The sequence below is a fragment of the Allorhizobium undicola ORS 992 = ATCC 700741 genome (assembly GCF_000621665.1).
Lineage (GTDB): Bacteria > Pseudomonadota > Alphaproteobacteria > Rhizobiales > Rhizobiaceae > Allorhizobium > Allorhizobium undicola.
The window spans coordinates 25,999-50,223 of sequence record NZ_JHXQ01000026.1; the positions used below are offsets into that span (position 1 = coordinate 25,999).

The 24,225-nt window shown below is 61.1% G+C and carries 20 protein-coding genes; 7 read left to right on the forward strand and 13 right to left on the reverse strand.

The features are described 5' to 3' along the window. Positions 1 to 5: 5 nt before the first annotated feature. Positions 6 to 1,547: a lipopolysaccharide biosynthesis protein gene (locus T424_RS21380; RefSeq protein WP_037068173.1), complete on the reverse strand. Its 1,542-nt coding sequence runs from the start codon at positions 1,545 to 1,547 to the stop codon at positions 6 to 8. A 117-nt stretch (positions 1,548 to 1,664) separates the two neighbouring features. On the opposite strand from T424_RS21380, the gene T424_RS0117240 reads away from it, so the two are divergent. After that, complete coding sequence (locus T424_RS0117240; protein WP_027488836.1) at positions 1,665 to 2,522, forward strand: glycosyltransferase family 2 protein; 858 nt, start codon at positions 1,665 to 1,667, stop codon at positions 2,520 to 2,522. 44 nt (positions 2,523 to 2,566) lie between these two features. On the opposite strand, the gene T424_RS0117245 is transcribed toward T424_RS0117240, so the two are convergent. After that, a complete protein-coding gene (locus tag T424_RS0117245; RefSeq protein ID WP_051559171.1) occupies positions 2,567 to 3,766 on the reverse strand; it encodes a glycosyltransferase family 4 protein in 1,200 nt (399 codons plus the stop codon). Between the two features lie 295 nt (positions 3,767 to 4,061). Between T424_RS0117245 and T424_RS0117250 the strand changes: the two genes are divergently transcribed. Beyond that, entirely contained in the window at positions 4,062 to 6,182 is a 2,121-nt protein-coding gene (locus tag T424_RS0117250) for a GumC family protein (RefSeq protein ID WP_027488838.1), read from the forward strand. Between the two features lie 44 nt (positions 6,183 to 6,226). Further along, positions 6,227 to 7,498, forward strand: coding sequence for a UDP-phosphate alpha N-acetylglucosaminyltransferase (locus T424_RS21385; RefSeq protein ID WP_154664970.1), 1,272 nt, complete (start codon positions 6,227 to 6,229; stop codon positions 7,496 to 7,498). 58 nt (positions 7,499 to 7,556) lie between these two features. Here T424_RS21385 and T424_RS0117260 read toward each other — a convergent pair whose 3' ends face one another. The 3 genes from T424_RS0117260 to T424_RS0117270 all read right to left on the reverse strand — a co-directional run bounded on the left by T424_RS0117260 (position 7,557) and on the right by T424_RS0117270 (position 10,655). Next, a complete protein-coding gene (locus T424_RS0117260) occupies positions 7,557 to 8,606 on the reverse strand; it encodes a zinc-binding metallopeptidase family protein (RefSeq protein WP_027488839.1) in 1,050 nt (349 codons plus the stop codon). 151 nt (positions 8,607 to 8,757) lie between these two features. Then, positions 8,758 to 9,756, reverse strand: a complete 999-nt coding sequence (locus tag T424_RS0117265; protein WP_027488840.1) for a sensor histidine kinase — start codon at positions 9,754 to 9,756, stop codon at positions 8,758 to 8,760. Between the two features lie 104 nt (positions 9,757 to 9,860). Beyond that, positions 9,861 to 10,655 (reverse strand): response regulator, encoded by a 795-nt coding sequence (locus T424_RS0117270; RefSeq protein WP_027488841.1) that lies wholly within the window; start codon positions 10,653 to 10,655, stop codon positions 9,861 to 9,863. Between the two features lie 151 nt (positions 10,656 to 10,806). Here T424_RS0117270 and T424_RS0117275 point away from each other — a divergent pair, with 151 nt between their 5' ends. Continuing rightward, positions 10,807 to 11,001, forward strand: a complete 195-nt coding sequence (locus T424_RS0117275; protein WP_027488842.1) for a NepR family anti-sigma factor — start codon at positions 10,807 to 10,809, stop codon at positions 10,999 to 11,001. Between the two features lie 537 nt (positions 11,002 to 11,538). Continuing rightward, positions 11,539 to 13,356 carry a methyl-accepting chemotaxis protein gene (locus T424_RS0117280; RefSeq protein ID WP_027488843.1) on the forward strand — a complete coding sequence of 606 codons (1,818 nt, stop codon included), beginning with the start codon at positions 11,539 to 11,541 and terminating at the stop codon, positions 13,354 to 13,356. A 93-nt stretch (positions 13,357 to 13,449) separates the two neighbouring features. Here the strand turns inward: T424_RS0117280 and T424_RS0117285 are convergent, their stop codons facing one another. The 6 genes from T424_RS0117285 to T424_RS0117310 form a co-directional block, all read right to left on the reverse strand. Next, positions 13,450 to 13,962 (reverse strand): Dps family protein, encoded by a 513-nt coding sequence (locus tag T424_RS0117285; RefSeq protein WP_027488844.1) that lies wholly within the window; start codon positions 13,960 to 13,962, stop codon positions 13,450 to 13,452. 196 nt (positions 13,963 to 14,158) lie between these two features. Next, positions 14,159 to 14,590: a hypothetical protein gene (locus tag T424_RS0117290; RefSeq protein ID WP_027488845.1), complete on the reverse strand. Its 432-nt coding sequence runs from the start codon at positions 14,588 to 14,590 to the stop codon at positions 14,159 to 14,161. 3 nt (positions 14,591 to 14,593) lie between these two features. Then, on the reverse strand, positions 14,594 to 14,938 hold the full coding sequence (locus T424_RS0117295) for a DUF883 family protein (RefSeq protein WP_027488846.1): 345 nt from the start codon (positions 14,936 to 14,938) through the stop codon (positions 14,594 to 14,596). A gap of 213 nt (positions 14,939 to 15,151) precedes the next feature. Then, positions 15,152 to 16,768, reverse strand: coding sequence for a cisplatin damage response ATP-dependent DNA ligase (locus T424_RS0117300; RefSeq protein WP_027488847.1), 1,617 nt, complete (start codon positions 16,766 to 16,768; stop codon positions 15,152 to 15,154). Next, complete coding sequence (locus T424_RS0117305) at positions 16,768 to 17,778, reverse strand: ligase-associated DNA damage response exonuclease (RefSeq protein ID WP_027488848.1); 1,011 nt, start codon at positions 17,776 to 17,778, stop codon at positions 16,768 to 16,770. Before T424_RS0117305 ends, T424_RS0117300 begins: the two co-directional genes overlap by 1 nt. Before the next feature lie 74 nt (positions 17,779 to 17,852). Beyond that, positions 17,853 to 19,136, reverse strand: a complete 1,284-nt coding sequence (locus tag T424_RS0117310; RefSeq protein WP_027488849.1) for an NAD(P)/FAD-dependent oxidoreductase — start codon at positions 19,134 to 19,136, stop codon at positions 17,853 to 17,855. A 159-nt stretch (positions 19,137 to 19,295) separates the two neighbouring features. Here T424_RS0117310 and T424_RS0117315 point away from each other — a divergent pair, with 159 nt between their 5' ends. Next, a complete protein-coding gene (locus T424_RS0117315) occupies positions 19,296 to 20,201 on the forward strand; it encodes a LysR substrate-binding domain-containing protein (protein ID WP_027488850.1) in 906 nt (301 codons plus the stop codon). A 201-nt stretch (positions 20,202 to 20,402) separates the two neighbouring features. Next, the gene (locus T424_RS0117320; RefSeq protein WP_027488851.1) at positions 20,403 to 20,639 is read left to right on the forward strand and encodes an Lrp/AsnC ligand binding domain-containing protein; all 237 of its coding nucleotides are present in this window, start codon (positions 20,403 to 20,405) and stop codon (positions 20,637 to 20,639) included. 14 nt (positions 20,640 to 20,653) lie between these two features. On the opposite strand, the gene T424_RS0117325 is transcribed toward T424_RS0117320, so the two are convergent. Together T424_RS0117325 and T424_RS21390 are read right to left on the reverse strand one after the other, a co-directional pair. Continuing rightward, positions 20,654 to 23,578 carry an aminotransferase gene (locus T424_RS0117325; RefSeq protein WP_027488852.1) on the reverse strand — a complete coding sequence of 975 codons (2,925 nt, stop codon included), beginning with the start codon at positions 23,576 to 23,578 and terminating at the stop codon, positions 20,654 to 20,656. Between the two features lie 217 nt (positions 23,579 to 23,795). Then, a partial coding sequence (locus T424_RS21390) for a formyltetrahydrofolate deformylase (RefSeq protein ID WP_037068188.1) occupies positions 23,796 to 24,225 on the reverse strand: 430 nt, incomplete at its 5' end.

The window sequence follows — 24,225 nt, forward strand, 5'->3', positions numbered from 1 at the left end:
GAAATTCAACCGTCCCTGTTCCTGTCTAAAGGGGCGGGGGGCGATGTGTAAAGTAACGAAAGTGCAAGTTTCATCACCCTTGAAACTTTGGCAGGCAGCCTCGCCGCCACGCCATCCAGCACGGCCGCATCTGCCGCAGGCACAGTGCGCAACAGCCTGAGCGCCGTGAAATAGGCAAGCGCGCCGCAGATAATTGCCAGTATCAGACCGGCTATGCCGCTCACGCCGCCCAGAACGCCAAGGGCAGCCGCCGCGCACAGCATGGAGGCCGCCGTGATTTTCAACAGGCTGAGGCCAAGCCCGGCCAGCGAACCTTCGAATTTCATCCATCGCAGCATGGCAAGGCTCATCACGGTAAAGACGATGATGCGCACAAAGGCTGCGCCCTCCCCGGCAAAATGCGGCACCAGCGCAATATCGCCCACCACCATGATGGCCGCCCCGCCAAGCCCCACGTAAAGACGCTCCCGGACCTTGTCGATGGCAAAGAGATATTGCGTGGCCACCTGGCTTGCAACGGCTGCCGGGACGCTCAACGCCAGAAACACCAGCATGGAGCCGCTTTCCTGAAAGGCATTGCCAAAGACCGTCGTGACGAGTTGCGGCGCAATCGCCGCAAGGCCAAGGCTCATGGGAAGGGTGAAATAGGCAAGGCTGCGGACCACGCTTGCAAAAAGCTCCACCGGCAGGTGGCCCTGTTTCTGCGCCTCCAGCTTTTCGGAATAATAAGGCACGAGACTGCCAGAAAGCTGAATGGGCAATTGCAGCGCCAGATTGCTCAGCGAGAAGGCCACCGCATAATATCCAACCTCTTCCACCCCCTGATAGCGCTGGAGAAAGAAAAGCTCGATCCGGTTCAGGAAAACGGAATCGACGATGAATTCCAGCGACAGCACGAAGGAGGACGTGACCAGATAGGAAAGCCCGATGCCGCAACTGTCGGGCGCCTGGCGCAGCAGCGAAAGCGCGAAGGTGAACTGCGAGACATAGGCCAGCACATAGCCCGCAAGGGCGCCGGGAATGCCGAAGGCGAGCGCTCCCCCCACCACGCCCGCCACTTGCAGGCAGCCGGCCGTCAGCGTGAGACGAAAGAAAACCGGCACCTTCTGCTCGCCGATCAGGTAGTTCTTGGTGAACATGCCGATGGATTGCACCACGAACAGCACCCCCGTCACGACAATGACGGACGGGGCGGTTTGCGCCCAATGCTCCCGCTCCGCGATCCAGAAGAACAGGACATAGAGCAGGAGCAGCAACAAGGTCGCCCCCACCACCGGCCAGAGAAGATAGGCGGCAAAGCCACGCCGCTCGCCGTCACCATAGCCTTGCGCGCGCAGTTGCGGCAGAATGCGCAGCAGCAGAATGCCCGTTCCAAGCTCTGCCACCAGCGCGGCAGTGCCTGCCAGCCAGACGGAAAAGGCAATGACGCCATTGGCTTCCGGCCCCAGCAGGCGCGCGGCGAAAATGGAGGAGGCAAAGCCGGTGGCAAGCAGGGTGAGCCCGGCTGCGGCATTGAAGGCGGAATTGGCAAGAATGCCGGTTTTCATCAACGATCCCTGTCAGGTTCAGGCTTTGGCTATGGATATATCAGCGGCTTTAACACTTCCGTAGCGCCCGTGGCTTATCCCGGTTTGACCATGCAAGGGAAACGGAAGGGGTGCGCCGTGTTCAGCCTGATTGTTTGCAGCGTCGATCGCACCGACCATCTGGCGCGGCTTTTCCGCTCGCTGGCCACTCAGGATTTTACGCATTTCGAAGTTATTCTCGTCGATCAGAACGAGGATGACCGGCTTGTGCCGCTGGTCAGCGCCCATCAGGACCGCTTTGCCATTCGCCACATCCGTTCGCCACGCGGCCTTTCGCGGGCGCGCAACACGGGCATTGCCTCGGCAAGCCAGCCCCTGATCGCCTTTCCCGACGACGATTGCTGGTACCGGCCCGATACGTTGACGCTTGCCAGCGCCATTTTCGAGGCCGATCCGGCGCTCGGCATCGCCACGGGCCGCACGCTGGATGCCGATGGCCTGCCCTCCGTCAGCCCGACGGGACAAGAGGCCTGCGCCATCACCCGGCGCAACTACCTTTCCTGCGGCAATTCCAACGGCATTTTCCTGCGCCGCTCGCTGATCGAAACACTGGGAGGCTTCGATGAGCGGCTGGGCGTTGGGGCGTCCACGCCCTTCCAGAGCGGGGAGGAAGCCGATCTTCTGCTGCGCGCCATCGCAAGCGGCGCCACGCTTGGCTACCATCCCCATCTCATCGTTCATCACGATCAGGTGGTGGCGGCCAACAATCCCCGACGCATCGAGCGCGCCGCCAAATACGGGGCAGGCTTTGGTGCTTTGCTTCGCAAACATGGCTTTTCCCCAGGCCATCTTGCCTACCGGCTGCTGCGCCCGCTGGCGGGCATGGTGCTTGCGCTGGCCAGGGGCGACCTTGCCGAAGCCCGCTATAAGCGCGCCTGGGCCTGCGGCATCTGGCGCGGCTGGACGGGCTGGCGAAGGCTCGGCTCTAAAAGCTGAAGAAGGCTGCCGCCTTGCGGATTTTACAGGATCCAGCCCGGCAATCATGCCATCTCCCGATCAAGGCCGGGAAACAACCGTTTGCTCAAGACTGTCGCATAAAAGCTGATATGGGTGCGCGCCACACCCTTCCATGAATAGCGGCCAGCCTCTGCCGCAAGCCTGTTCTGAAGCTCCCCGCCTTCGGCGCAAAGCCGCTGATAGGCAAGCTCCACGCGCTCCGCCGTCGCCTGCGGCTGGCTGAAATCGGCAAGGACCAGATCCCCATGGCGGGCAGCCAGAACCTCATAGGCCTGGTTTGCATTCAGCACCGGCAGGAGACCGGCGCTCATCGCCTCCACCGCCACAAGGCCGAAACCCTCGTAATCGGAGGCCGACAGGAAGAGCGAGGCCCCGGCGGCCAGCCCGCGCAAATGTGCATCGCCTGCCCCCACATGCACGACCACATGATCGCCGAGGCCACGATTGGCAATCAAACCGCGCAGATCGCTCTCACTCAGGTCGGATGGCACACCGGCAATGTCGAGGCGCCAATCCGGCTGGCGCGCGACAAGTACGGCCATCACGTCCAGCAGCCATTCCAGCCGCTTGTTGCGGGAAAAACGGCCAATGGTCAAAAGGCGTCTTTGCGGCTCCCGACGTTCAAGGCCTGCGAATTTCACCGTATCCACGCCGTTTTCCACCAGAACGGCCCGGCGCGGATGGATCAGGCGAAACAGTTCGAGGTCCGACACGCTGCAACAAATCAGCTTGCGATAGGCAAGGCCTGAAAGGCGCGTGACGGTGTTGAACCAGATCTTTTTGATGCGCCCATGAGCATCGGTGTGGAAAAAGCCACCATGCGTGGTGGCAAACAAGGGCCGGCGATGGGCAAGCCAACCCCAGGCAAGTGCGTCGAAAAAGAAATCCACCCCATGCACATGCACGAGATCGGCATCCTTCAAATGCCGGAAAACCGAAAAGGCCAGCGGATAGCGGCTGCTGCCCCGCCAGGCAAGGCGCACCACCTCGGCCCCCTCGATTACCTCACGGGCGGGCAAAACCGTGCCGGGGCTGGAAAACAGCCGGTCGAGCGTGACGATGCGAACCCGGAAACCCTGCGCAATGAGCTGCCGGGAAAGATTGCGAACCACATCTTCCAGACCGCCGCGATTGGGCAGATATTGCCGCACGACCTGCACCACCAGCGGGCCTTTGCCGGTTCCGAACGAAGCGCCGGCTGCGCCAATGCTATCGAAATCCATGCCCGGCTCCGCCATCCGTACCCATGATGAGCTTTATTTTTCTATATTCTTGTACTCGTTAAAGCGCCTTGCCCACGCGGTAAAGCCTCTGGCCGACTTCTGTCCCGCCCTTGCACAAATGCGGTAAAGATTTTTGATTAACACGGCATATGCTTATCTATCGTTAACCATGTGGTGACATGGTGCGGCATGAGCCAGTGCGTTCGTGGTTGGCTTGAAACCCGGACGCCCTCCAATTTTTTGTTTTACGCATTTCCAGACGGAAAGCCGGGTTCCACGTCTCTGGGGATGCTCTATGAAAACCGCCGCAGGCGGCTGGGCAGACATGGACATCGATATTTTTCAGATTCCCGGAATTTTGAAAAGACGATGGCTGATCCTTGCCCTCTGCACGCTTCTTTGCCTTGGCGCTGCCCTGCTTTTCGCAGCCACACTCAAGCCAAGCTTCAGCTCCTACACGCAGATCCTGCTGGATCCGAAAGCGCTCAGCGCCGATACCGCCGATAATCGGGCCGTTGTCGCAAGCCAGCCCGATCCCGCCAGCATCGACAGCCAGATCTATGTGGTGCAGTCTTCCGCTGTGCTGGGAGAGGTCATCCGCGACCTGGACCTCACCAGGGATCCCGCGCTCTACAAGCCGAAGCCCGGTGCCGCCGCGACCGATGAGGAAGTGATGGCCGCCACCATGGCCGGCCTTTTGAAGCGTATGAAGGTGGAGCGGCAGGGTCAGTCTCTCATCATGGCGATCACCGTCGATCACCCCGTTGCCCAGAGCGCGGCCACCATTGCCAATCGCATTGCCGCCATTTACCTCAAGCAGGTGGACGAGGCCCGCAACGATGCCGCCCGCCGCGCCAGCAACGCCTTTCAGGCGCAGGCAAGCGAATTGCGCGACCGCGTGCTGAAGGCCGAAATGGCGGTGGAACAGTTCAAATCCGACAATGGCCTGGCCAGCACCGCCGACAAGGGGCTGGTGATCGACCAGCAGCTTGCCGGCCTCAACGACCAGCTCATCGCCGCGCGCGGCGCCGAAGAACAGCAGCGCGCCATCTACGAGCAGACCCGCAACCTGACCCTTCAAGCCATAGAGGCGGGCGCCATTCCGGAGGCCGTTCAATCCACCTCCATCGGCCTGCTGCGTGACCGCTATGTGCAGCTTCTCGACCGTCAGGCCGAAGCAACCACCAATCTCGGCGCCAACCATCCGCAACTACGCGCCATCAATTCGCAGGTGGCCAGTATGCGCACCGCCCTCCAGCAGGAGCTGGACCGCGTGCGCCAGTCCATGAAGGCCAATTTCGACCGCGCCAGCGCCAATACCAAGGCCCTTTCCGACCGGCTGGACAGCCTGACGCGCAGCAGTTTCGACAGCGGGGAAAAACAGATCAAGCTTCGCCAGCTTGAAAGCGAGGCCGATGCTGTCCGCACCATCTACAAGGCCTTTCTCAACCGGGCCGAGGAACTTGGGCAGCAGCAGACCACGGCCATCAACAATTCCCGCGTGATCACCGAGGCCGTGCCGACGCCCAAATCAGTGACGGTGCTGCGATTGATGATCGTGCTGGCGGCTCTTCTCTTCGGCCTTGCGCTTGGCAGCGTGCTGGCCGTATTGCGGGAATTGGCAAGCGCGGGCCGCCAGCCGCAGCCAGACATTGTTTTCACGCAGCCCTCGTCCGCCGCGCCCGGCAATGACATCTCCCGCCTCACCGCCCGGATCATTCCGGTGCTGGCCGATGCCCGCACCCCTCCCACCCCGGCCAGATCGCGGTTTGGCTGGCTGCTCAGGCCTTTGTCCAGCCGCACCGGGGACATGGCCGCCAGCCTGCAAGACAGCGAAGCGCGAATGCGGCACGCAAGCGCCACAATCAGTCGCTTTCTGCTGGACTGCGCGCAAGAAAGCCCGCGCCTGACCATTGTTTTTCTGGCCAGCGGCAGGCCCGCCATGACCGCGAGCTTTATTGGCGACGTGATCCAGCGGCTGGCAGACCGTGAGCACAGCCTGCTTTATGCCGCCGGGCATTTTGCCAGCCGCACCTATAGAGGCCGTTATCCCGCCCTGGCCGAAGCGCAAGCGGAGCCGGGACAAGACGCGCCTCCCCTCTCCGGCCTGCTGAAATACGAGCGCTTCGGCCCTGCCCGGATACCGCCCGGCGAAACGGATGGCCGCCCAAGCTTTGCCCGCTATCTTGCCCGCAACGGCGTCGGGCTGGATGCGGATTTCATTCTTGTCAACGCCTGCGGCACCGAAGCGGAAACATGCCTGGCCGAACTTGCGCCGCAGGCCGATCTCATCCTGCTTTTTACCGATGACGAGAGTGAGGCGCCGCTTGCCGACATGCAGGCCCGCCTTGGCGCCGCCGCCGACCGGCTGATGGGTCGCATTCTTCTGGACAGCAGCGCAGGCGGGCACACATAATGCGGCGAACAGGCAGCTCGAATTCCGGGCATGTCCGCATTGCGATGAACCCGGGCCGTCGGGCCATCTCCGCCGAACAGGCCTTCATGGAGGGGCGTGCGGACGCAAGGCCGGTTTCCGGCTTTGCTGGTCATATTTTCGGATCGAGCCTTGCAAGTTTCGCGGTCATCGGCGGACTTTTGCTCAATCTCTTGCTGTGTTTCATCAACACGCGCATCATGCCGGTCAGCGATACGCATGTCATGCTGGGCGAGATGGCCATGCTGGGCGCGGCCTTTCTGCTGGCCTTTGACCGGCGGGCGGGTGTTTATCTCACGCTGCTGCTGTTCGTCAGCTACATGCTGATGATCTTTGCCCTGCGCGGCATCAGCGACCTGAAAGCCCTGCGCGATGTGTTCATTCCGGTGGCGTTCTACTTCATGGGGCGGCGGCTGGCCAATCCGGTGCTCGCCGACAGGCTGGTTCTGGCCAGCGCGCTGATCGTCATGGCCATCGCGTTGTTCGAATACCTCCTGACGGAGACCTTTCTCGATTACTTCAACGTGCTGGGCTATTATCTCGCCCGCGGCACGGTGACGCTGAAGGAGGTCTATGGCCAGACCCGCGGCCTGTTTATTTCCGGCCTCAGGCCGGAGCCGCGCACGCTTCTGCCCTTTCTTGGCCAGCACCGCGTGTCGTCGGTGTTTCTGGAGCCGGTCTCGGCGGGCAATTTCGGCGTTATCGCCTTTGCCTGGGCGTTGTTTCGGCCGGACATGCGCGGGCGTTTTGCGGTCATGGCACTGGCGCTTTCCGGCATTGTGCTGGCAGATGCGCGTTTCGGCTTCATGACCTGCGTGGTAATCGGCCTTTTGCTGCCGGTCTACCGGCTTATCCCGCGAACGGTGTGGCTGGTCGGCCCCTTTTTCGTGCTGGCGGCAGTGGCCGCCTATGGGATTTTGATCGGCGCGGAAGGCGGGCCAAACGACGTATCCGGCCGCCTCAAGGTGACGGCGGCAATTCTCACCCAGCTTGATCTCTCCGTGGTCCTGGGGGTGAAGGCCACCGACATGTTCACCGCCGATTCCGGCATTTCCTATACGCTCACCAATTTCGGCCTGCCCGGCTTCATCGGCTTGTGGGCGGCGTTCATCCTGGCGCCCTTTCGCCAGCCGCCCGCCTGGGTATTTCGCAGTATGATCGTCGTTTATCTGCTGCTGCTGATGCTGATCAGCAACTCCTTTTATTCGATCAAGACCGCAGCACTGATGTGGTTCCTGCTCGGCACCGCGGATACGGCGGATTGGGCGGCATACAGAACCTTCTTTCGAAGACGGTGAATCAGGCCTTTCACCTTCCCATGCTGGAGCGAGGGAGCAGACGGGAGAAACCCGCCGCTTATCGCCCGGCAATCAGCCGATGAATGAAATCGAGCTTCGCCACCACCGGATCTGACACCACGAAGGGATAGAGATCCGGCTGCCCCATGCTGCGGTTGATGCCATTGATGGCAACCGTCAGCGGCACCCATGCTCGGATCAGCGTCTTGACGCTGCGCACGCGGTAGGGGTCGAAATTCACGTCCAGCGCCAGCCCGTCCTCGTCGGTATCCGGATTGGTCTTCAGCCCGAAGGCATAGGCGGTTTCCAGCGCATCGACCATGTGGAAATAATGCGCCCAGCATTCGGCGAAATCCTCCCAGGGGTGGCTTGCCGCATAGGCGCTGATGAAGCTTGTCTCCCATCCGGCGACGGGGCCTTGCTGATAATGCCGGTTGAGGGCCTCGCCGTAATCCTCCTCGTCATTGCCGAAAAGCGCCCGGCATTCCTCAAGACGTCCCGCATCGCGCACCAGCACATTCCAGTAATAATGGCCGACTTCGTGGCGAAAATGGCCAATCAGCGTGCGAAACGGTTCGCCAAGCGCCACCCGCCGGGCTTCCCGCTCGGCATCGGACGCCTCGGCGATATTGAGCGTAATCAGTCCACGGTCATGGCCGGTCATCACCGGCTGGCCGTTGGTCAGGGCTGGATCGTCGGACAGGAATTCAAGCGCCAGACCCTCGGGATGGGCATCGTCGCGCGGCGGCATGGGCAGGCCAAAGCGTTGCAGCGAATAGAAAAGCATATGCTTGGCAGCCTCGATCTTCTGCCAGTTCTCCAGATTTTCCGGCACGGAAAGATCTGGAATGACGAGGTTATGGCGACAGGCAAGACAGAATTCCTCGCCGTCCTCAGCCAGCCAGTTGCAGGCATTGTGAATGGCATTGGCGCAGAGGTTACGCGGCGCGCCTTGCGGCGTTCCATCCACCAGCGGCACGTCGCCATCGCCCAGAGCCAACATGTCCATGGTCTCGGGGTCAAGCGCCACGGGCGACTGGCAGGAGAGGCAGCGGCTATTGTCGAAGTGAAGGGTGGTATGGCAATTGCTGCAAGAAAACAGACGCATGGGGCCTCCGAAGGCAAGGGAAACGCCGCCCCGGAAAACACTTCGCGGGCAAGGCGGTTTTTAAACGCAAACCCTGACCGCAAGGTTCCTGTGATCCAAAGGGTGATTGCACATCACCCTTTAAAGATGCTCAACCTGCCTTGCCCTTTGCTCAATCATGCATTTCGGCGGGGAAGGTCAGCTCGTAATGGACACCGCCCTCTTCCAGCCTATGCACAACCCGGCCATTGACGGAGGCCGGAACGACCCGTTCCAGCACCGTGCTGCCAAAGCGGGCATTGCGCGTGGCGGCGACACCTGGCGCAGAAGAGGGGCCAAGCGGCTCCTCCCAGATCACGCGGATTTCCTCGCCGTCCGGCCCATGCAGGCGGCTGCATGAAATGTCGATGATCGAGCGCGTGCCAATGAAATCGCCATGGCTGACGGCATTGACCACGAGCTCATGCAGGGCGAGGCCAATATGCAGCGCGGCATTCGGGCTGAGAAGCACGTTCTCACCCTTTATCCGCACAAGATTTGCGGTTTCCGGCACATATTTCTCAAGCTGCTGGCGCACGAGATCGCGAAAATAGGCCCCTCGCCAGCTGCTGTCCGTCACCAGATCCTGAGAGGTGGAAAGCGCATGAAGCCTTCCCCGGAACTTGGAGAGGAAATAATCCAGCGTGCCGGAATAGCGCGCGGTTTGGAAGGCGATGCTCTGGATAATCGCCAGAAGGTTTTTCGAGCGATGGCTGACTTCGCGCAGCAAGGCGCGAAGCAGCCTTTCACGGCGTCTTTCCTCGGTACGATCCACCAGCACGGTCATCAGGCACACATAGTCTGCGGACATGCGAATCATCCGGCAGCGAAACTCGAAGACGGTGTCGTCTCCGGGCTCGACCTCCAGATTGGCGCCGTCACCGGGATTTTTGAGGCCCGCCTTCAGCGCACGCAGCTGCGCACCGATTTCCGGGCCGAAAATCGAATCGTCGCTGGGCTCCTCGCCTGCCGCCAGCGGCCAGCGCGGCGGCAGTGAGGTGATGCAGATATAGTGTCCGTCGGCATCCTGAAGCGTCAGGCTTGCACCTATATCCAGAAGTGCGGCAATGAAGAATTCCCTCAATTGCCCGTCGGCGCGCCTCGGTTCAAACCATGTCAACCGATGTGTCAACTTACATGCTCCATCGGCTCAAGAAAAAATCCAGCCGCAGCACCCTCCCCGGCTCGGGGCCATGGCAGGCGCAATTGAAAAAAATCATTATACCCTGTCCTGCCTCAGACCCCCTGAGCGGCCTGTTCGTGGAAGAACAAGGCCTGACTGATGAGAGCTTTCACCATGTCGGGATTGAAAGGCTTGGTGACTAGGAAAGCCGGCTCCGGGCGCTCGCCTGTCAAAAGTCTTTCCGGGAAAGCTGTAATGAAAATCACCGGAATGGTATCGACCTTCAGAATATCGTTGATCGCGTCGATGCCGGAGCTGCCATCGGCAAGCTGAATATCGGCAAGCACCATCTTCGGGCTGGTACGGCCAAAAAGATCGACGGCTTCCTTATGCGTGCGGGCAATGCCGGTGACGCGATGACCGAGATCCTCCACCATCTGCTCGATGTCGAGCGCAATCAGCGGTTCGTCCTCGATGATCATGATGTCGGTGGCAACCTGTCGGGAAATTTCAGCCGAGGCCTCGTTGAACAGAACACGGAAATCGCTGCCGCTGACATCGAGGATTTCGGCGGCTTCCTCATAGGTAAAGCCCTCGACCGCGATCAACAGAAAGGCGTGGCGTTCGCGCGGCGGCATGGCGGCCAGATTGGCGGCGGCACGCTTTTCCCACGCAAAGGGCGAGCTGATCGGGCGGATTTCCACATTTGCCGTATCGAAGATTTTCACAAACAGTTTATAGACGGCAACGCGATCGCTGCTGGCATCGGGATAGATGGAAAGGTCGGCGATCAGCGCTTCGAGAACCGCTGCTACATAGGCGTCTCCGGAGGTCTGGGAGCCCGTCACGGCACGGGCATATCGCCTCAGATAAGGAATATGAACGGCGACGCGGGAGGTAAGAGACATTCAGTTTCTCCAAATTGGCAGGACGGAGGGTATACAAACACCGTGGGAAACGCAGTGTCACAAAAAAAGTTCCACCTTTCCGGAACAATTAACATATTGGTCTATTAAATAGTCTGGATGGGCACGCCATCCAGGGCCGGGATGTACGACAATGACCGTTAAAGAAGACGATCGCAACAACAAACCACCCGTCGCTGCGGAAATGACCACGGCCGATGCGTTGATCTCCTCGAAACTGAGGAACTATTACGACAGTATTGTCGAACAGGGAACGCCCGATCACTTTCTTGACCTTTTGGAAAAACTCGACGCCGCCGAGCGGGCGGCAAAGGGTAAGGCCGTTTGATTTTATGCCGTCAGAGCGCTTTTCGATCTTATTGGATCAGATCGGCGCTCCAAGATTTTCTTTCTGAAGCATAATCTTGTCGATCCTCGCTTCGCTCCGGTCGGATTATGCTTGAATGCCGGATTTCCCTGGTCTGCGCATGGCCCACCTCAACCAGCCGGTTTGTTTTCGCTCTCTCGGCCTTCAGCGTCCGGGGATGCCGGCACCTGGCGCCCTTTTCACGTACCAACACTGCGCATATTCAGGCGAAGTATTTCGGGAAGCCTGGAAGAATCATGGTAATATCACAACTTGATAATACTACTTATAATTGTTTATATATATGAAATATAACAGTTTATCTATTCAAAATTGTATTTTTTCACTTTTAATTAACGTCGATTATCTTCCATCGGAGGTAGAAAGCGAGGCGGGCCGTTCCCCGGAATAAACCGGGCTTCACGGTATTTTTCCTCGTTCAAACCGTCACTGCGCACTGCGATCATGGCCAAAGGCTCACGGCGGTCAGCGCGCACTATTCATTCCGGGGGAGATCCGATGAAGAACATGTCCTTGACCCGACAGCTTTTTGCGGTCGTTGCCATTCTCGTCTGCGGCTTCGCCGCCGTCCTTTATTTCCAGATGCGCACATCCAGCCACTCGATTTTCAGTCAACGCTACGACATGCAGCGAATTCTGACGGAAAGCGCCGTGGGCGTCATGAAAGCCTATCACGAACGGGAGGTGAAGGGAGAAATGACCCGTGCCGAGGCGCAGGCAGCCGCCTTCGAGGCGATTTCGGCCATGCGCTACGTGCCGGACGGCTATCTCTTTGCCTATGACTACGCCGGAAACCGCGTTGCCTTTCCGGGCAAGGCGGGCGTGGGCAAGAATTTCTACGACCTTGCGGACAAGTTCGGTGTGCGCCTGGTTGCCGATCTGATCGCCGCCGGGCGCAAGGGCGGCGATTTCACGCTTTACCACTGGACCCGTCCCGATGGGCCGGCGGATGAGACCTTTCCCAAGGTGGGTTACGCGCTGGCCTTCGAGCCCTGGGGCGTGGTCGTGGGAACAGGGGCCTATCTCGACGATCTTCACACCTTCGTGGCCAATGACGCGAAAAAGACCGTTACTGCGGCGTTGTTCGTTCTCGTCTTGACCCTTGTCGTCGCCTACCGTGTCATCAGCGGCATTACCGGCGGGCTGGGCGAATTGCGCGGCGCGCTTCTGCGGGTTGCCGAGGACGATACCGATCTGGCAATCCCGCACACGAACCGCGCCAACGAGCTGGGCGCCATGGCAAAGGCAACGGCTGTGTTGCAGGACAAGGCGCGCGAACGCAAAGCCATGGCGCTGGCCCAGGCCGCCCAGCAGCAGGAACTGGATGGCGAAAGGCAAAACAACCTCTTGCGACAGCAGGAAGAAAGCCGCCAGCAGGCGCTTGTCGTCAACACGATCGGCACCGCCCTTGCCCGAATGGCCGAAGGTGATCTTGCCGTTCGCTGCGGCGATCTCGGTTCGGCCTACGCACAATTGCGCGGCAATTTCAACGACGCCGTCGCGCGGCTGGAAGAGGCCCTGCTGCGCGTGCGCCTGAAAAGCGGCGACATCGGCATCAGCAAGGAAGACATTCGCCACGCATCGCGGGAACTGGCCAACCGCACGGAACAACAGGCCGCCAATCTGGAGGAAACCTCTGCCGCGCTGGATGAATTGACCGTTGCGATCCGCCAGACCGCGGAGGGTGCGCGGGAGGCCGCCAACCGCGTGCAGACTGTCAGCAACGAAGCCCGCGAAAGCGACGATGTCGTCAATAAGGCCATGGACGCGATGAGCAATATCGAACGGTCTGCCGAGGAAATCGCCAAGATTATCGGTGTGATCGACGAAATCGCCTTCCAGACCAATCTTCTGGCGCTGAATGCCGGTGTCGAGGCGGCCCGCGCCGGTGAAAGCGGCAAGGGTTTTGCTGTCGTGGCGCAGGAAGTGCGGGAACTTGCCCAGCGCTCCGCCGCCGCCGCACGGCAGATCAAGGAGCAGATTGCCCGCTCTTCCGATCAGGTGCATCAGGGCGTCGATCTCGTCGGCAAGACGGGTGCAGCGCTAAAGCGCATATCCAGTCAGATCACCGAGGCCAATGACGCCGTGGCCGGTATTGCCGCCAGCGCCCAGGAGCAGGACACGACGCTTCGGGCCATCTCCACCTCGTTGAACCAGCTGGATACCGCCACCCAGAAAAATGCTGCCATGGCGCAGGATACGACACGCTCGGCCGAACAGCTATCCTCCGACGCCAGCGACCTTCTGCACCTTATAGAAGGCTTCCGCCTCGGCGCGCAGGTCCGGGAGGGAGAACAGCTGCGCATGGCCAGCTAAAACATCTCTTGAACGCGTCCGGTGACAACAGGTTCTCCGGACGCGCTCACGTTTCATTGGCACTGTCCCCGCTTTAGGCCGGGGGAAAACGCTTCAGGCCGCCACGATGGCGCGCAGCATCCACAAGGCCTTTTCGTGGAATGTCAGCCGGTCGGTCAGCATATCGGCGGTAACGACATCGCCGGCATCGTCCGCTTTTTCGGCAGTATCGCGCATTTGCCGAACGGCCGTTTCATGATCGGCGATCAGGTCCTCCACCATGTCCACGGCGGCGCGGTGCTCGGTTTCACCACGCTTGGGGGCGAATGCGCTGGAATTTTGCAGATTGACCGGCGCAAGATGGCCAAGAGCGCGGATACGCTCGGCAATGATGTCTACGGCCTCGAACAGCGTGTTGTAATGCTCTTCCGTCAGCTCATGGATCGGCTTGAACAGAGGCCCGACAACATTCCAGTGATAGACCTGCGTCTTGATCGTCAGCGCGTAGGTGGCGGCCAGAATGGCCGAGAGGTCCTGGGCGGCCTGCTGACGGTAGCTGTCTTCAAGACCGATACCGATCTTTTCTTCACGGGCACGCGGCTTGAGTACTTCTGCAACCTTTGCCATGGTGAGGCTCCTTTTCGAATGCGTTGAAACCTCCGCAGACCGGCGGCCTGCGGTTTATGTCTGCCTGTAGGAATGATCTCGAAATGCCGGTCCCGCCGGAAATCCGGACGTCACGGTCCTGCTGCCCGCCTCACGATAAAACGCCATGCATTCTCTCGTGAGGCGGGCCTTCCAAAGCGCGTCAGGCCAATGCGCGTCAGGAACGATCCAGACGGCTACGGGCGAAGAGGTAGGAAAGCGCGCCAACCGCCAGAACCCCGACGACCGGATTGACCTTGAGCATGGATGGCAGAGAGCCCACCACGCCCATCGAAAGCGGGCTTGTGGCCGCCATGGTCGCGGTCTGCAAGCGAATGCGGCGGCGCTCTTCACGGTGGTTGATGAGCGCGGCGATTGCCAGAGTGATCGCCGCAATTACAACCGCTGCGGCAGCGATGATGAGCCCTGCCCAACCGGCGCCAACGACCTCAGCCAGAAAAATCCAGGCCGCGACAATGACCGAGACGATGGCCACCAGAACACAGAAGCCTGCAATCACGCCTGCAAGCAGGTTCCGTTTTGCCTTTTCGATCTTGGGCCGCACGCCTTGCGCACCCACAACGGCCAGCCTTGCAAACAGCGACAGCATGAATCAGCGCCGCGAAAAAAGTGCGAAGAGAAAGCCAAGACCGGCTGCGATCAGCACGGATTGAAGCGGCTTCTCGCGAATGCGCGCTTCCAGATCCTGCTCCATGGCGGAAACGGTCCCACGGGCCGAATTCAGGGCTTCGACGGAGGCCTCCGTTACATCGTCCTTGATTTGCGATGCTTTGCTTGCCGCCTGATTGAGCTTGGCGCTTCCAAGATCGGCAAGACTGCGGCTGAGCGCGGCAATGTCACGCTTCAATTGCTCGATCTGCGCTTCCAGTTCTGCGGAGGAGGCCTTTGCCTCTGCTTCGTTTGCCAGGTTTTCGCCGAAGCCGGACATATCTGCCATGAATCTCTCCCGAGGTTTGGGCTTTTGGAGCATTTCCGAACATGGGTTTGCTGGAAAGGCTCTGGTTTCAAGGCCTCGCACGATCCGGCTTGTCATTCAGCCGGGTCTTGCAAGGCAAGCGGTCCACCCTGTTTGCCGCCCTTCATCGGACGGGCTCATGGGGTTTCTTCTCCGTGGAAACGCCGAAGCGGCGCAAGGGTTCCATCCGCACCGTCAGACAAGCAGCTTCAGCAAAGTTTCCAGCCGGTCAGCCTCCCGCGGCAGCTTGTCCTGCCGCAAACGCGCAATGCGGGGAAAGCGCATGGCAACGCCGGATTTGTGCCGCGAGGAGCGGTTGATCCCCTCGAAAGCCACCTCCACCACAAAGCCGTGCTCCGGCTCGGCGCGCAGCGCACGCACCGGCCCAAAGCGCTCGACGGTGTTGTTACGCACAAAGCGGTCGAGGATTTCCAGTTCCTGATCGGTAAAACCGAAATAGGCCTTGCCCACCGGCACAAGCTCGCCCTCATGCGTCCAGACGCCGAAGGTGAAATCCGAATAATAGCTTGAGCGCTTGCCGTGGCCACGCTGGGCATAAAGCAGCACGGCATCCACGTTCATCGGCTGTTTTTTCCACTTGAACCATGGCCCCTTGGCCCGGCCCGCCTGATAAATGCTGTCCCGGCGCTTGATCATCACGCCCTCGATGACAGCCTCCGGCGGATTACGGCGAAACTGGTCGAGCATTTCCCAGTTGTCGAAGTCGATGAGCGGCGACAGATCGAAGCGATCATGCCGTTCGCCTTCGATAATTGCCGCCAACCTCGCACGCCTTTCCATGAAAGGCAGGCCTCTGAGATCGCCCATGCCTTCGAACAGAAGATCATAAGCCCGGATGAAGACGGGATAATCCTGCATCATCCGTGCCGTCACCGTCTTGCGGTTCAGCCGCTGCTGGAGATCGGAAAAACTGCGGGTCGGAAGATTGGTGCGGGAAGTGCCGCCCACCAGCAGCTCGCCATCCATGACGCCCTCGAAAATCGCCGCCTCGACAATGTCCGGGAAGGCTGCGGAAATATCGTCGCCGGAGCGGGAATAGAGCCGCCTCGTGCCGCCATGATGGGAAAGCTGCACGCGAATGCCGTCCCATTTCCATTCCGCCGCGAAATCCTGCGGTGCAAGCCCGTCGAGATCCCCCTGCCCCACGGGGTTGGACAGCATGACCGAATGGAAAATGGCAGGCGTTGCCAGAACCGGCCGCTCGCCCTTGCCCTCCAGCCAGGCAAACAGACTTTCATAGGGAGGAGAAAGCCCGTGCCACAGGGTTTCGATCTCGGCAATTTCCCGCCCCTGCCCGGTTTGCGCGGCCATTTCGGCCAGCGCCTGCTTGGCAAGGCGTGCCGAGACGCCAATGCGCAAGCCGCCGGTGACAAGCTTGAGAAACGCAAAGCGCCCCGAAACGTCGAGCTGATCGAGAAGCTCGCGCACGGCGCCGCGCACTTCCAGCCGCCCCAACGCCTCCATCCGCTCCACGACATCGCTCAGGCGCGGCTCGGCCTTCAACGCGGAAGAGCCCCCGCCCTGATCCCAGACGAGCGAGATCGTCTCGGCGAGATCGCCGACATAATCATAGGAGTAGCCGAACAGCACCGGATCCATGCGCTCCAGCACCAATTCCTTCAAAAGGGCCGGTTTCACGGTCTTGATGTCCAGCGTTCCGGCCAGCACCGCCAGCGCATAGCCGCGATCGGGATCGGGCGTTGCGGCAAAATAATCGGCCAGCAGCTTGAGCTTGCCGTTGCGGCCGGGCGTCAGAACCAGCCGGTCCAGCAGGGTGGAAAAGGCCCGCATCAGTCGCCCTCGTCCTCATAGCCCACAAGATGCAAGGGGCGTGCTTCAATGCCCTGCAACTGGCACCAGCGCACCAACGCCTCCTCGCGCCCATGCGTCACCCAGACCTGCTCCGGGCCGACATCACGGATCGTTTCCTGCAATTCCGGCCAGTCGCAATGGTCGGAGATCACCAGCGGCAGCTCGACACCGCGCTGTTTTGCCCGCTGGCGCACCATCATCCAGCCGGAGGCGAAAATGGCCAGCGGATCGTGAAAACGCCGCGCCCAGCGATCATTGAAGGCCGAAGGCGGGCCGATGACGACGGCGCCACGAAAATGGTCCGAGGAGCGTCCCTCAAGGGTCGCGGGGCGAAGATCGCCAAGCTCCACACCGTTCTGGACATAGTAATCGCAGAGCCTGACAAGGGCGCCATGGATATAAATGGGCCGATCATAGCCACTGGCGCGGATCAGCGAGATGACGCGCTGCGCCTTGCCCAGCGCATAGGCGCCGATCAGGTGGCTGCGCTCGGGAAACTGTTCGAGCGAAACCAGCAATTTGCCGATTTCGACGGCCGGATCGGGATGATGAAAAACCGGCAGACCGAAGGTCGCCTCGGTAATGAAAACATTGCAGGCCACCGGCTCGAAGGCCGCACAGGTGCGATCCGGCCTGCGCTTGTAATCGCCGGAAACGACGATGCGCAAACCCTGCCGCTCAAGGGCGATCTGTGCCGATCCCAGCACATGTCCGGCCGGATGAAAGGAGACCGTCACGCCGCCCACATCCAGCCTCTCGCCAAAACCGGCAATCTGCCTGGAGGCGGCAAAATCCACGCCGTAGCGCAAGGCCATGATCTCCAGCGTTTCGCGGGTTGCCAGCACGGTCCCATGTCCGGGCCGGGCATGATCGGAATGGCCATGGGTTATCAGCGCGCGCGGCACGGGCCGCACGGGATCGACATGAAAATCCCCGACCGGACAATAAAGTCCCTCGGCGGTCGGATGCAGCAGGGCTTCGGGTTTCAGCATGGAAGGGATCTAGAGCATTTCCAGGAAAAGTGTAGTTACGGTTTTCCGTCCGGAAATGCTTGGCCGCTCGATCAGAAGCGCGCGTCGGCCAGATGCGCCAGTTGCGAACCTGCCTCGTACCAGGCTTCCTTCAGCGGGCGCATCGAAGGTTCGTGGACGGGGGTGAGAGGCAAAGGCAGGTCGTTTTCGGCCCGCTCACCCGAAATGAGCGCGGCCAGCTCCCGCCCGAAAACCGTTCCCGGTGCAATCCCCCGGCCGTTATAGCCGGAAAAACCCACAACCTGCGGCGCAAAGCGGTGAAAGCGCGGCAGGGCGTTATCCGTCATGCCGATCCAGCCATACCATTCCGCCTCGAATTCCATGGAGCCCAACTGCGGGAAAATCCGGGCAAGGCTGCGGCGCGCCCAGTTGCGATGGATCATTGCCCCGCCATTGCGCAGCGCTCCGACACTGCCAAAGACGAGGCGGCCCTGACGGTCCATGCGGAAAGAGGAAAGGATCTCCTTCGTATCCCAGCAACCTTCGCGATTTGGCAGAACAGAGTGGCGCAAATTGTCGCCCAGCGGGCGGGTGGCGAGATTGAAATAGGGAAGGCGCACCTGCTCGCGGCGCACCTCTTCCCAGGGGCCATGGCTGAAGGCATCGGTCGCCACGACAACCCAGTCGGCGGTGACACTGCCGGTCGGGGTGGCGAGACGCCATTTCCCGTTGTTTTCCCGGCACTCGACCACAGGGCTTGCGGTGTAGAGCACGGCCCCGGCGCGGGCTGCGGCATGGGCAAGGCCGCGCGCATAGGCCAGGGGCTGCAAGGTGCCGGCGCGAAGGTCGAGCAAGGATGCGGCGTAATGACGGCTGCCGGTGCGCCGCGCCGTCTCGTCGGCATCCAGCACGCTCACAGGCGCGCCCCGTCTTTGCCACTGTTCGGCGCGGGCCTCGATCTCGCGCAAGCCCGCCTCGCCGACGGCGCAATGCAAGGTGCCCTGCGTTTCCAGCTCGCAATCAATGCCATGCTTGCGGATGAGGTCGATGACCACCGAAGGGCCGTTGCCGAGAAGGTTCAGAAGCCGCTCGCCATATTCACCGCCAAGCGCGCCCGGCAGGTCATCGGGCATGACCCACATGCCCGCATTGATCAGGCCGACATTGCGCCCGGCCCCGCCGAAGCCCATTTCAGCCGCCTCCAGCAAGACGACACGGCAGCCTTTTTCCGCAAGATGCAGGGCTGCCGACAAGCCGGTATAACCGCCGCCAACGATGGCAACCTGCGCCTGCGTATCGCCCTTCAGGGCCTCGGTGACAGGGGCGGCCGGGGCGGTCTTTTCCCAAAGGCCGTGAGAGCGGGGGTCGTCGAGCATGGCATGATCCGTAAAGGCAATGACGCGAAGCGGCCTTTCCAGCAAGCTGAAAGACCGGGGAACCATGATCTTAGCTGACGACAGAGGCCTGAAATACCGCTATTTTCTCAAGACATCATTCCCGCTTCGTATGATCGGGAAAAGCCACCAAGGTTTGCCATGCTTGCCCCGCGCCGCTTCCTGCCATCGCTTTCCCTGCTGACCGCCTTCGAGGCTGCCGCACGCACCGGAAGCATCACCGCCGCCGCCCGCGAGCTGGATCTGACGCAAAGCGCCGTCTCGCGGCAGATCAAGGCGCTGGAAGACCAGCTGGGCGTGCCGCTTTTCCTGCGCGACCGGCAAACCATCCGCCTCACCAATGCAGGCGATGCCTATGCGCGGGAAATCCGCGAGGGGCTGCGGCGGATCTCCACCGCCTCGCTCAATCTCAGAGCCAATCCGGCTGGCGGAACGCTCAACATTGCCAGCGTGCCGGGCTTTGGCGCAGGCTGGCTTGCACCACGGCTGGGCGGCTTCCTCAACGCCCATCCCGGCATTGCCATCAACCTCGTGACGCGCGCCACCCCCTTCGATTTCCGGCTGGAAGCCATCGATGCGGCCATCCATTTCGGTCAGCCGCACTGGCAGGGCGCGGAGCTTTCACCGCTGATGGAGGAAAAAATCCTGCCCGTCTGCCAACCGGAACTGAAGGCACGCCATGGTCTTGCCGTACCTGCCGATCTGCTTTGCGCCCCGCTGCTGCACCAGACAGACAGGCCCGATGCCTGGGAAAAATGGCTGATGGCCGAGCAGGTTGCCTTCGATGCCCTGCGGGGCATGTTGTTCGACCAGTTCGCCCCCGCTATCGAGGCTGCCAAGGCGGGCCTCGGCGTGGTGCTGGCGCCCGCCTTTCTGGTGCGCCAGGAGCTGGCGCGCGGGGAACTGGTGATGGCCATCGACACGTCGGCAAGGCTGACACAAAGCGGGGAGTACTATTTTCTGGCCATTCCCGCCGAGCGCCAGACCTTTGGTCCGGTTCGCCTGTTCCGCAACTGGTTGTTGAATGAGACCGAGAGCAACGATTGATCGAACCGGCTGACTATTATAGAGCATAATCCGACCGGAGTGGAACGAGGATCGACAAGATTACGCTTCAGGCATAAAACCTTACAGCGTCCTTTATGCGTTTTATCAAACGCATAAAGGACGCTGTAAACCGCTGCGGCAAGCACCCCAAGGCATTGCCGGGAAGAACGGTAACAGACACGCAAGGCACAGGACAGAACGATGAAGCCGATTTTTGTACAGCTCCAGTGTGTTCCGGGCAGAACCTATGAGGTGGCGGACGCCATCTACAAGGCGGAAATCGTCTCCGAGCTTTATTCCACCTCCGGCGAATACGACCTGCTGATGAAGGTTTATCTCGAAGAGGGTGAGGACATCGGCAAATTCGTCAATGAGAAGATCACCTCGATCCCCGGCATCGTTCGCTCGCTGACAACCATGACCTTCACCGCATTCTGAACCGTGGCGAAGGCCTACCAGCCTTCGGAAAGCACGCGGTCCAGCATCTGCACGAAATAATTGGCGCTTTCATAGCTCAGGCAGAGCGGCGGCTTGATTTTCAACACGTTGAGATGATCGCCGGTTGGCTGCATGATGACGCCGAAATCCAGAAGGCGGCGGCAGATCGCGGCGGTTTCTTCCCTGGCCGGTTCCAGCGTCTGGCGATCACGCACCAGTTCCAGGCCGAGATAAAGGCCCATTCCATGCACCGCCCCGGCCAGCGGGTGATATTCGGAAAGCTCCACCAGCCTGTCGCGCAGGTAATCGCCGACATCGCGGGCATTGTCCTGAAGCGCTTCGTCGCGCATGATGTCCAGCACCGCCATGCCGATGGCGCAGCTGACCGGACTTGCTCCGGACGAGGAGAAGAAATAGCCGTCCTGCTCGAAGGCTTCCGCAATGGCGCGGCTGGTAATGACCGCGCCGATCGGTTGGCCATTGCCCATGCCCTTGGCAATGGTGATGATGTCCGGCACCACGCCCTGCTCCTCGAAGCCCCAGAACACGTGGCCAAGCCGCCCATAGCCCACCTGCACTTCATCGGCGATGCAAAGCCCGCCCGCAGCGCGCACATCCGCGTAAACCTGTTGCAGATAGCCCGGCGGCAACAGCACGCCACCGGCATTGCCATAGACGCTTTCGGCAATGAAGGCGGCCAGGGGCGCATTGCCGTCAGCAAGTTCCTTCAGCTTTTCCCGCACCGCGCCCGCATAGGCCCCGGCGCAATCCGCGCCGCGATGGACGCCGCGGAAACTGTTGGGCGACAACACCGGATGAACCCAGTCCGGCCGGGTTTCCAGCGCACGGGGATTGTCGGCAAGCGAGGTGGAAACCGCATCGCTTGCCACCGTCCAGCCGTGATAGGCCTCCAGCAGGCTCACCACATTGCGCCGCCCCGTGGCCGCCCATGCCAGCCGGATGGCCAGATCGACCGCCTCGGAGCCGCTATTGACGAAAAACACCGTATCCAGCCCCTCCGGCGCCAGCGCCGCCAGACGTTCGGAAAATTCGGCAACCGCGCCGTAATGGAAGCGCGAGTTCGTGTTGAGCAGCGACCATTGCCGCCATGCCGCAGCCGCAAGACGCGGATGGCCATGCCCGACGGTTGCGACATTATTGACCATGTCCAGATAGCTGCGCCCGGTCATGTCGAAGAGATGCTCGCGAAAGCCACGCTCGATGCGCGGCGGGTCGGCGAAATAATGCTTTTGCGGGCTGGCGAAATGTGCCTTGCGGCGGGCAAGCAGGTCTGCGGCATCATCGGCCGGCGCATCGAGATCGACACCGAACAGCGCCGCCGGTGAAAGGCACACACGCGCCCAGGCCTCGGCATGATCGGGCCGGGCAAAGAGCGGCGGCACGAGGTCGAGATCGTTGCACAATTGCAGCCGCAACCCACCGACCGAACCTTCGGCGCCGGCAATGCGGCCAAGATCCTCGCCTGCGGCAAGGCTTGCGCCCTCTTCCAGCTCGCATTCGAGCCCGTGAACATGCAGGGCAAGCGTTTCCGATTGCAGGATAATGTGCTGGCTGGTGCGGGTCAGCACGCAATCGAAGGGGGCGGCCGCCCGCGTTCCGGCAGGCAGGCAGGCATCCACATGCAGGGCAAAGGTTGCAGGCGGCTGCGGCGACAAAAGCCGCGTATAGGACAGGCGGCATTCGCCATAACGGGTTGCCGCAAAACCGGTCACGCCCGCCGCCTTGGCCAAAAGCTTCCAGTCGATCTGCGGATCGGCCCAGTCGTCTTCCAGGAAATCCGGGCTCAGCGTCGAGAGATCGGTCAGCGTGACGCTGGCCGGCTCTACATCCGGCAGGAGCCTGCCCAGAACGGGGCGCTCCACCGGCCATTCAAAACCCGTGGCAGACAGGATCGCCGCTTCCATGACCGAGAAGGGAACGGAAGTGGCAACGGTAAAGATTTCCCGCTCATGCTCCACATTGCCACGGATGTAATCATTGTCCGGATCGATGGCGAGCTGCTGCTCGCTGCTGGCCACAAGCACCGCCGCCCGCGAGACGATGAGCGGCCACAGCGCCTGACGCTCGGCCTGCGTGAGGGGATTGAGGGCGTTAAAAGCGCGAATGGCAGGCAGCACGTAAAAGGGATCGCCATCGGCATGATGCAGAAGCGCCGCGCAGGTCATGGCAAGATCGGCCACCAGCCAGCTCTTGACCAGATCGCCGAAATCGATCACCGCCGTCGGAATGAGCCGCCCGGCCGCATCCGGCCGCGCCAGAACATTATCATCGGTGATGTCGTGATGGGTCGCCTGCACGCGCAGCTCCCCGGTCAGGGGCTTCAAATGGCGCATGGCGACAATCATCGCCTTGGCCACATCGTCGCGCCGCTTCTGGTCTGTCACCGAAGTCAGCAGATGGAGAGCCACGGGGCCTGCGTGGCGCAGATCCCATTGCAGGTCACGCTCAAGGCCGGGGTGGTCGAAATCACCCAGCGCCAGCGTCATGCGGGCCGAAATCGCGCCCATGGCCTCTACCGTTTCCACCGGCAAATGCTTGCGGCGCGTCAGCACCTCGCCTTCGAGAAATTCAAGAAGCCTGACATGGCAAGCCTGCCCGTCCAGCTCTGCCTCCACGATTTCGCCGCCGGAAAGACTTGGCAGCGGCAAGGGTACGCGCGGCGCATCCGGCTTTGCGGCAAGATGCCGGAGGGCTGCATTCTGCGCCTCCAGTTCGGCCAGCGCATAGTCACCCCGGCAGATTTTCAGAACGAAGGCCTGACCACCGGCCCGCAGCAGAAAATTGCGGTCCTGCTGGCTGCCAAGCTCGCTGACATCGCCGCGAAGCCCGTAATGGATTTCAAGCAGGTTTGCCGCCTGTTCAACCGTCACATCGGGACGCGGCAATTCGGTGCGTTGGAACAGAGCCGTCTCCGACATGGCTGCCTCCCCTCATGGCGCATCGTCTCACGCGGCGGACATATGCGCGACAACAACGGGCGGCGGCGACTCGACAGGGTCGCCAGCCTTCCCGCACGCTCAAAACAGCGGAAGCTTATCAAAGAGTCAATCGGCATCTCACGGCGTCGGGCACGGCGCCGGGAATCCTTTGTTTTTCTGTGGATTACCACAAAAAAGGCGCAATAGCCGCCGCCAGTCAACCCATGCGTTCGGAGGCGTAGCTGCCGGGGCTTGCCGGGAAAACCACGGTGCGGTTGCCGTTGATGAAGGTGCGATGGTGAATATGCGCATGGATGGCCCGCGCCAGAACCTGCGCCTCCACATCGCGGCCGATCGAAACATAATCCTCGGCCGATTGCGCGTGGGTAATACGCGCCACGTCCTGCTCGATGATCGGGCCTTCGTCGAGATCGGCGGTAACGTAATGGGCCGTCGCGCCAATCAGCTTCACGCCGCGCTCATAGGCCTGCTTGTAAGGGTTCGCCCCCTTGAAGCTCGGCAGGAAGGAATGGTGGATGTTGATGATGCGGCCCGACATTTTCCGGCACAGATCGTCCGAAAGCACCTGCATGTAGCGCGCCAGCACCACAAGCTCCGTGCCGGTCTGCTCCACCACCTCCATCAGC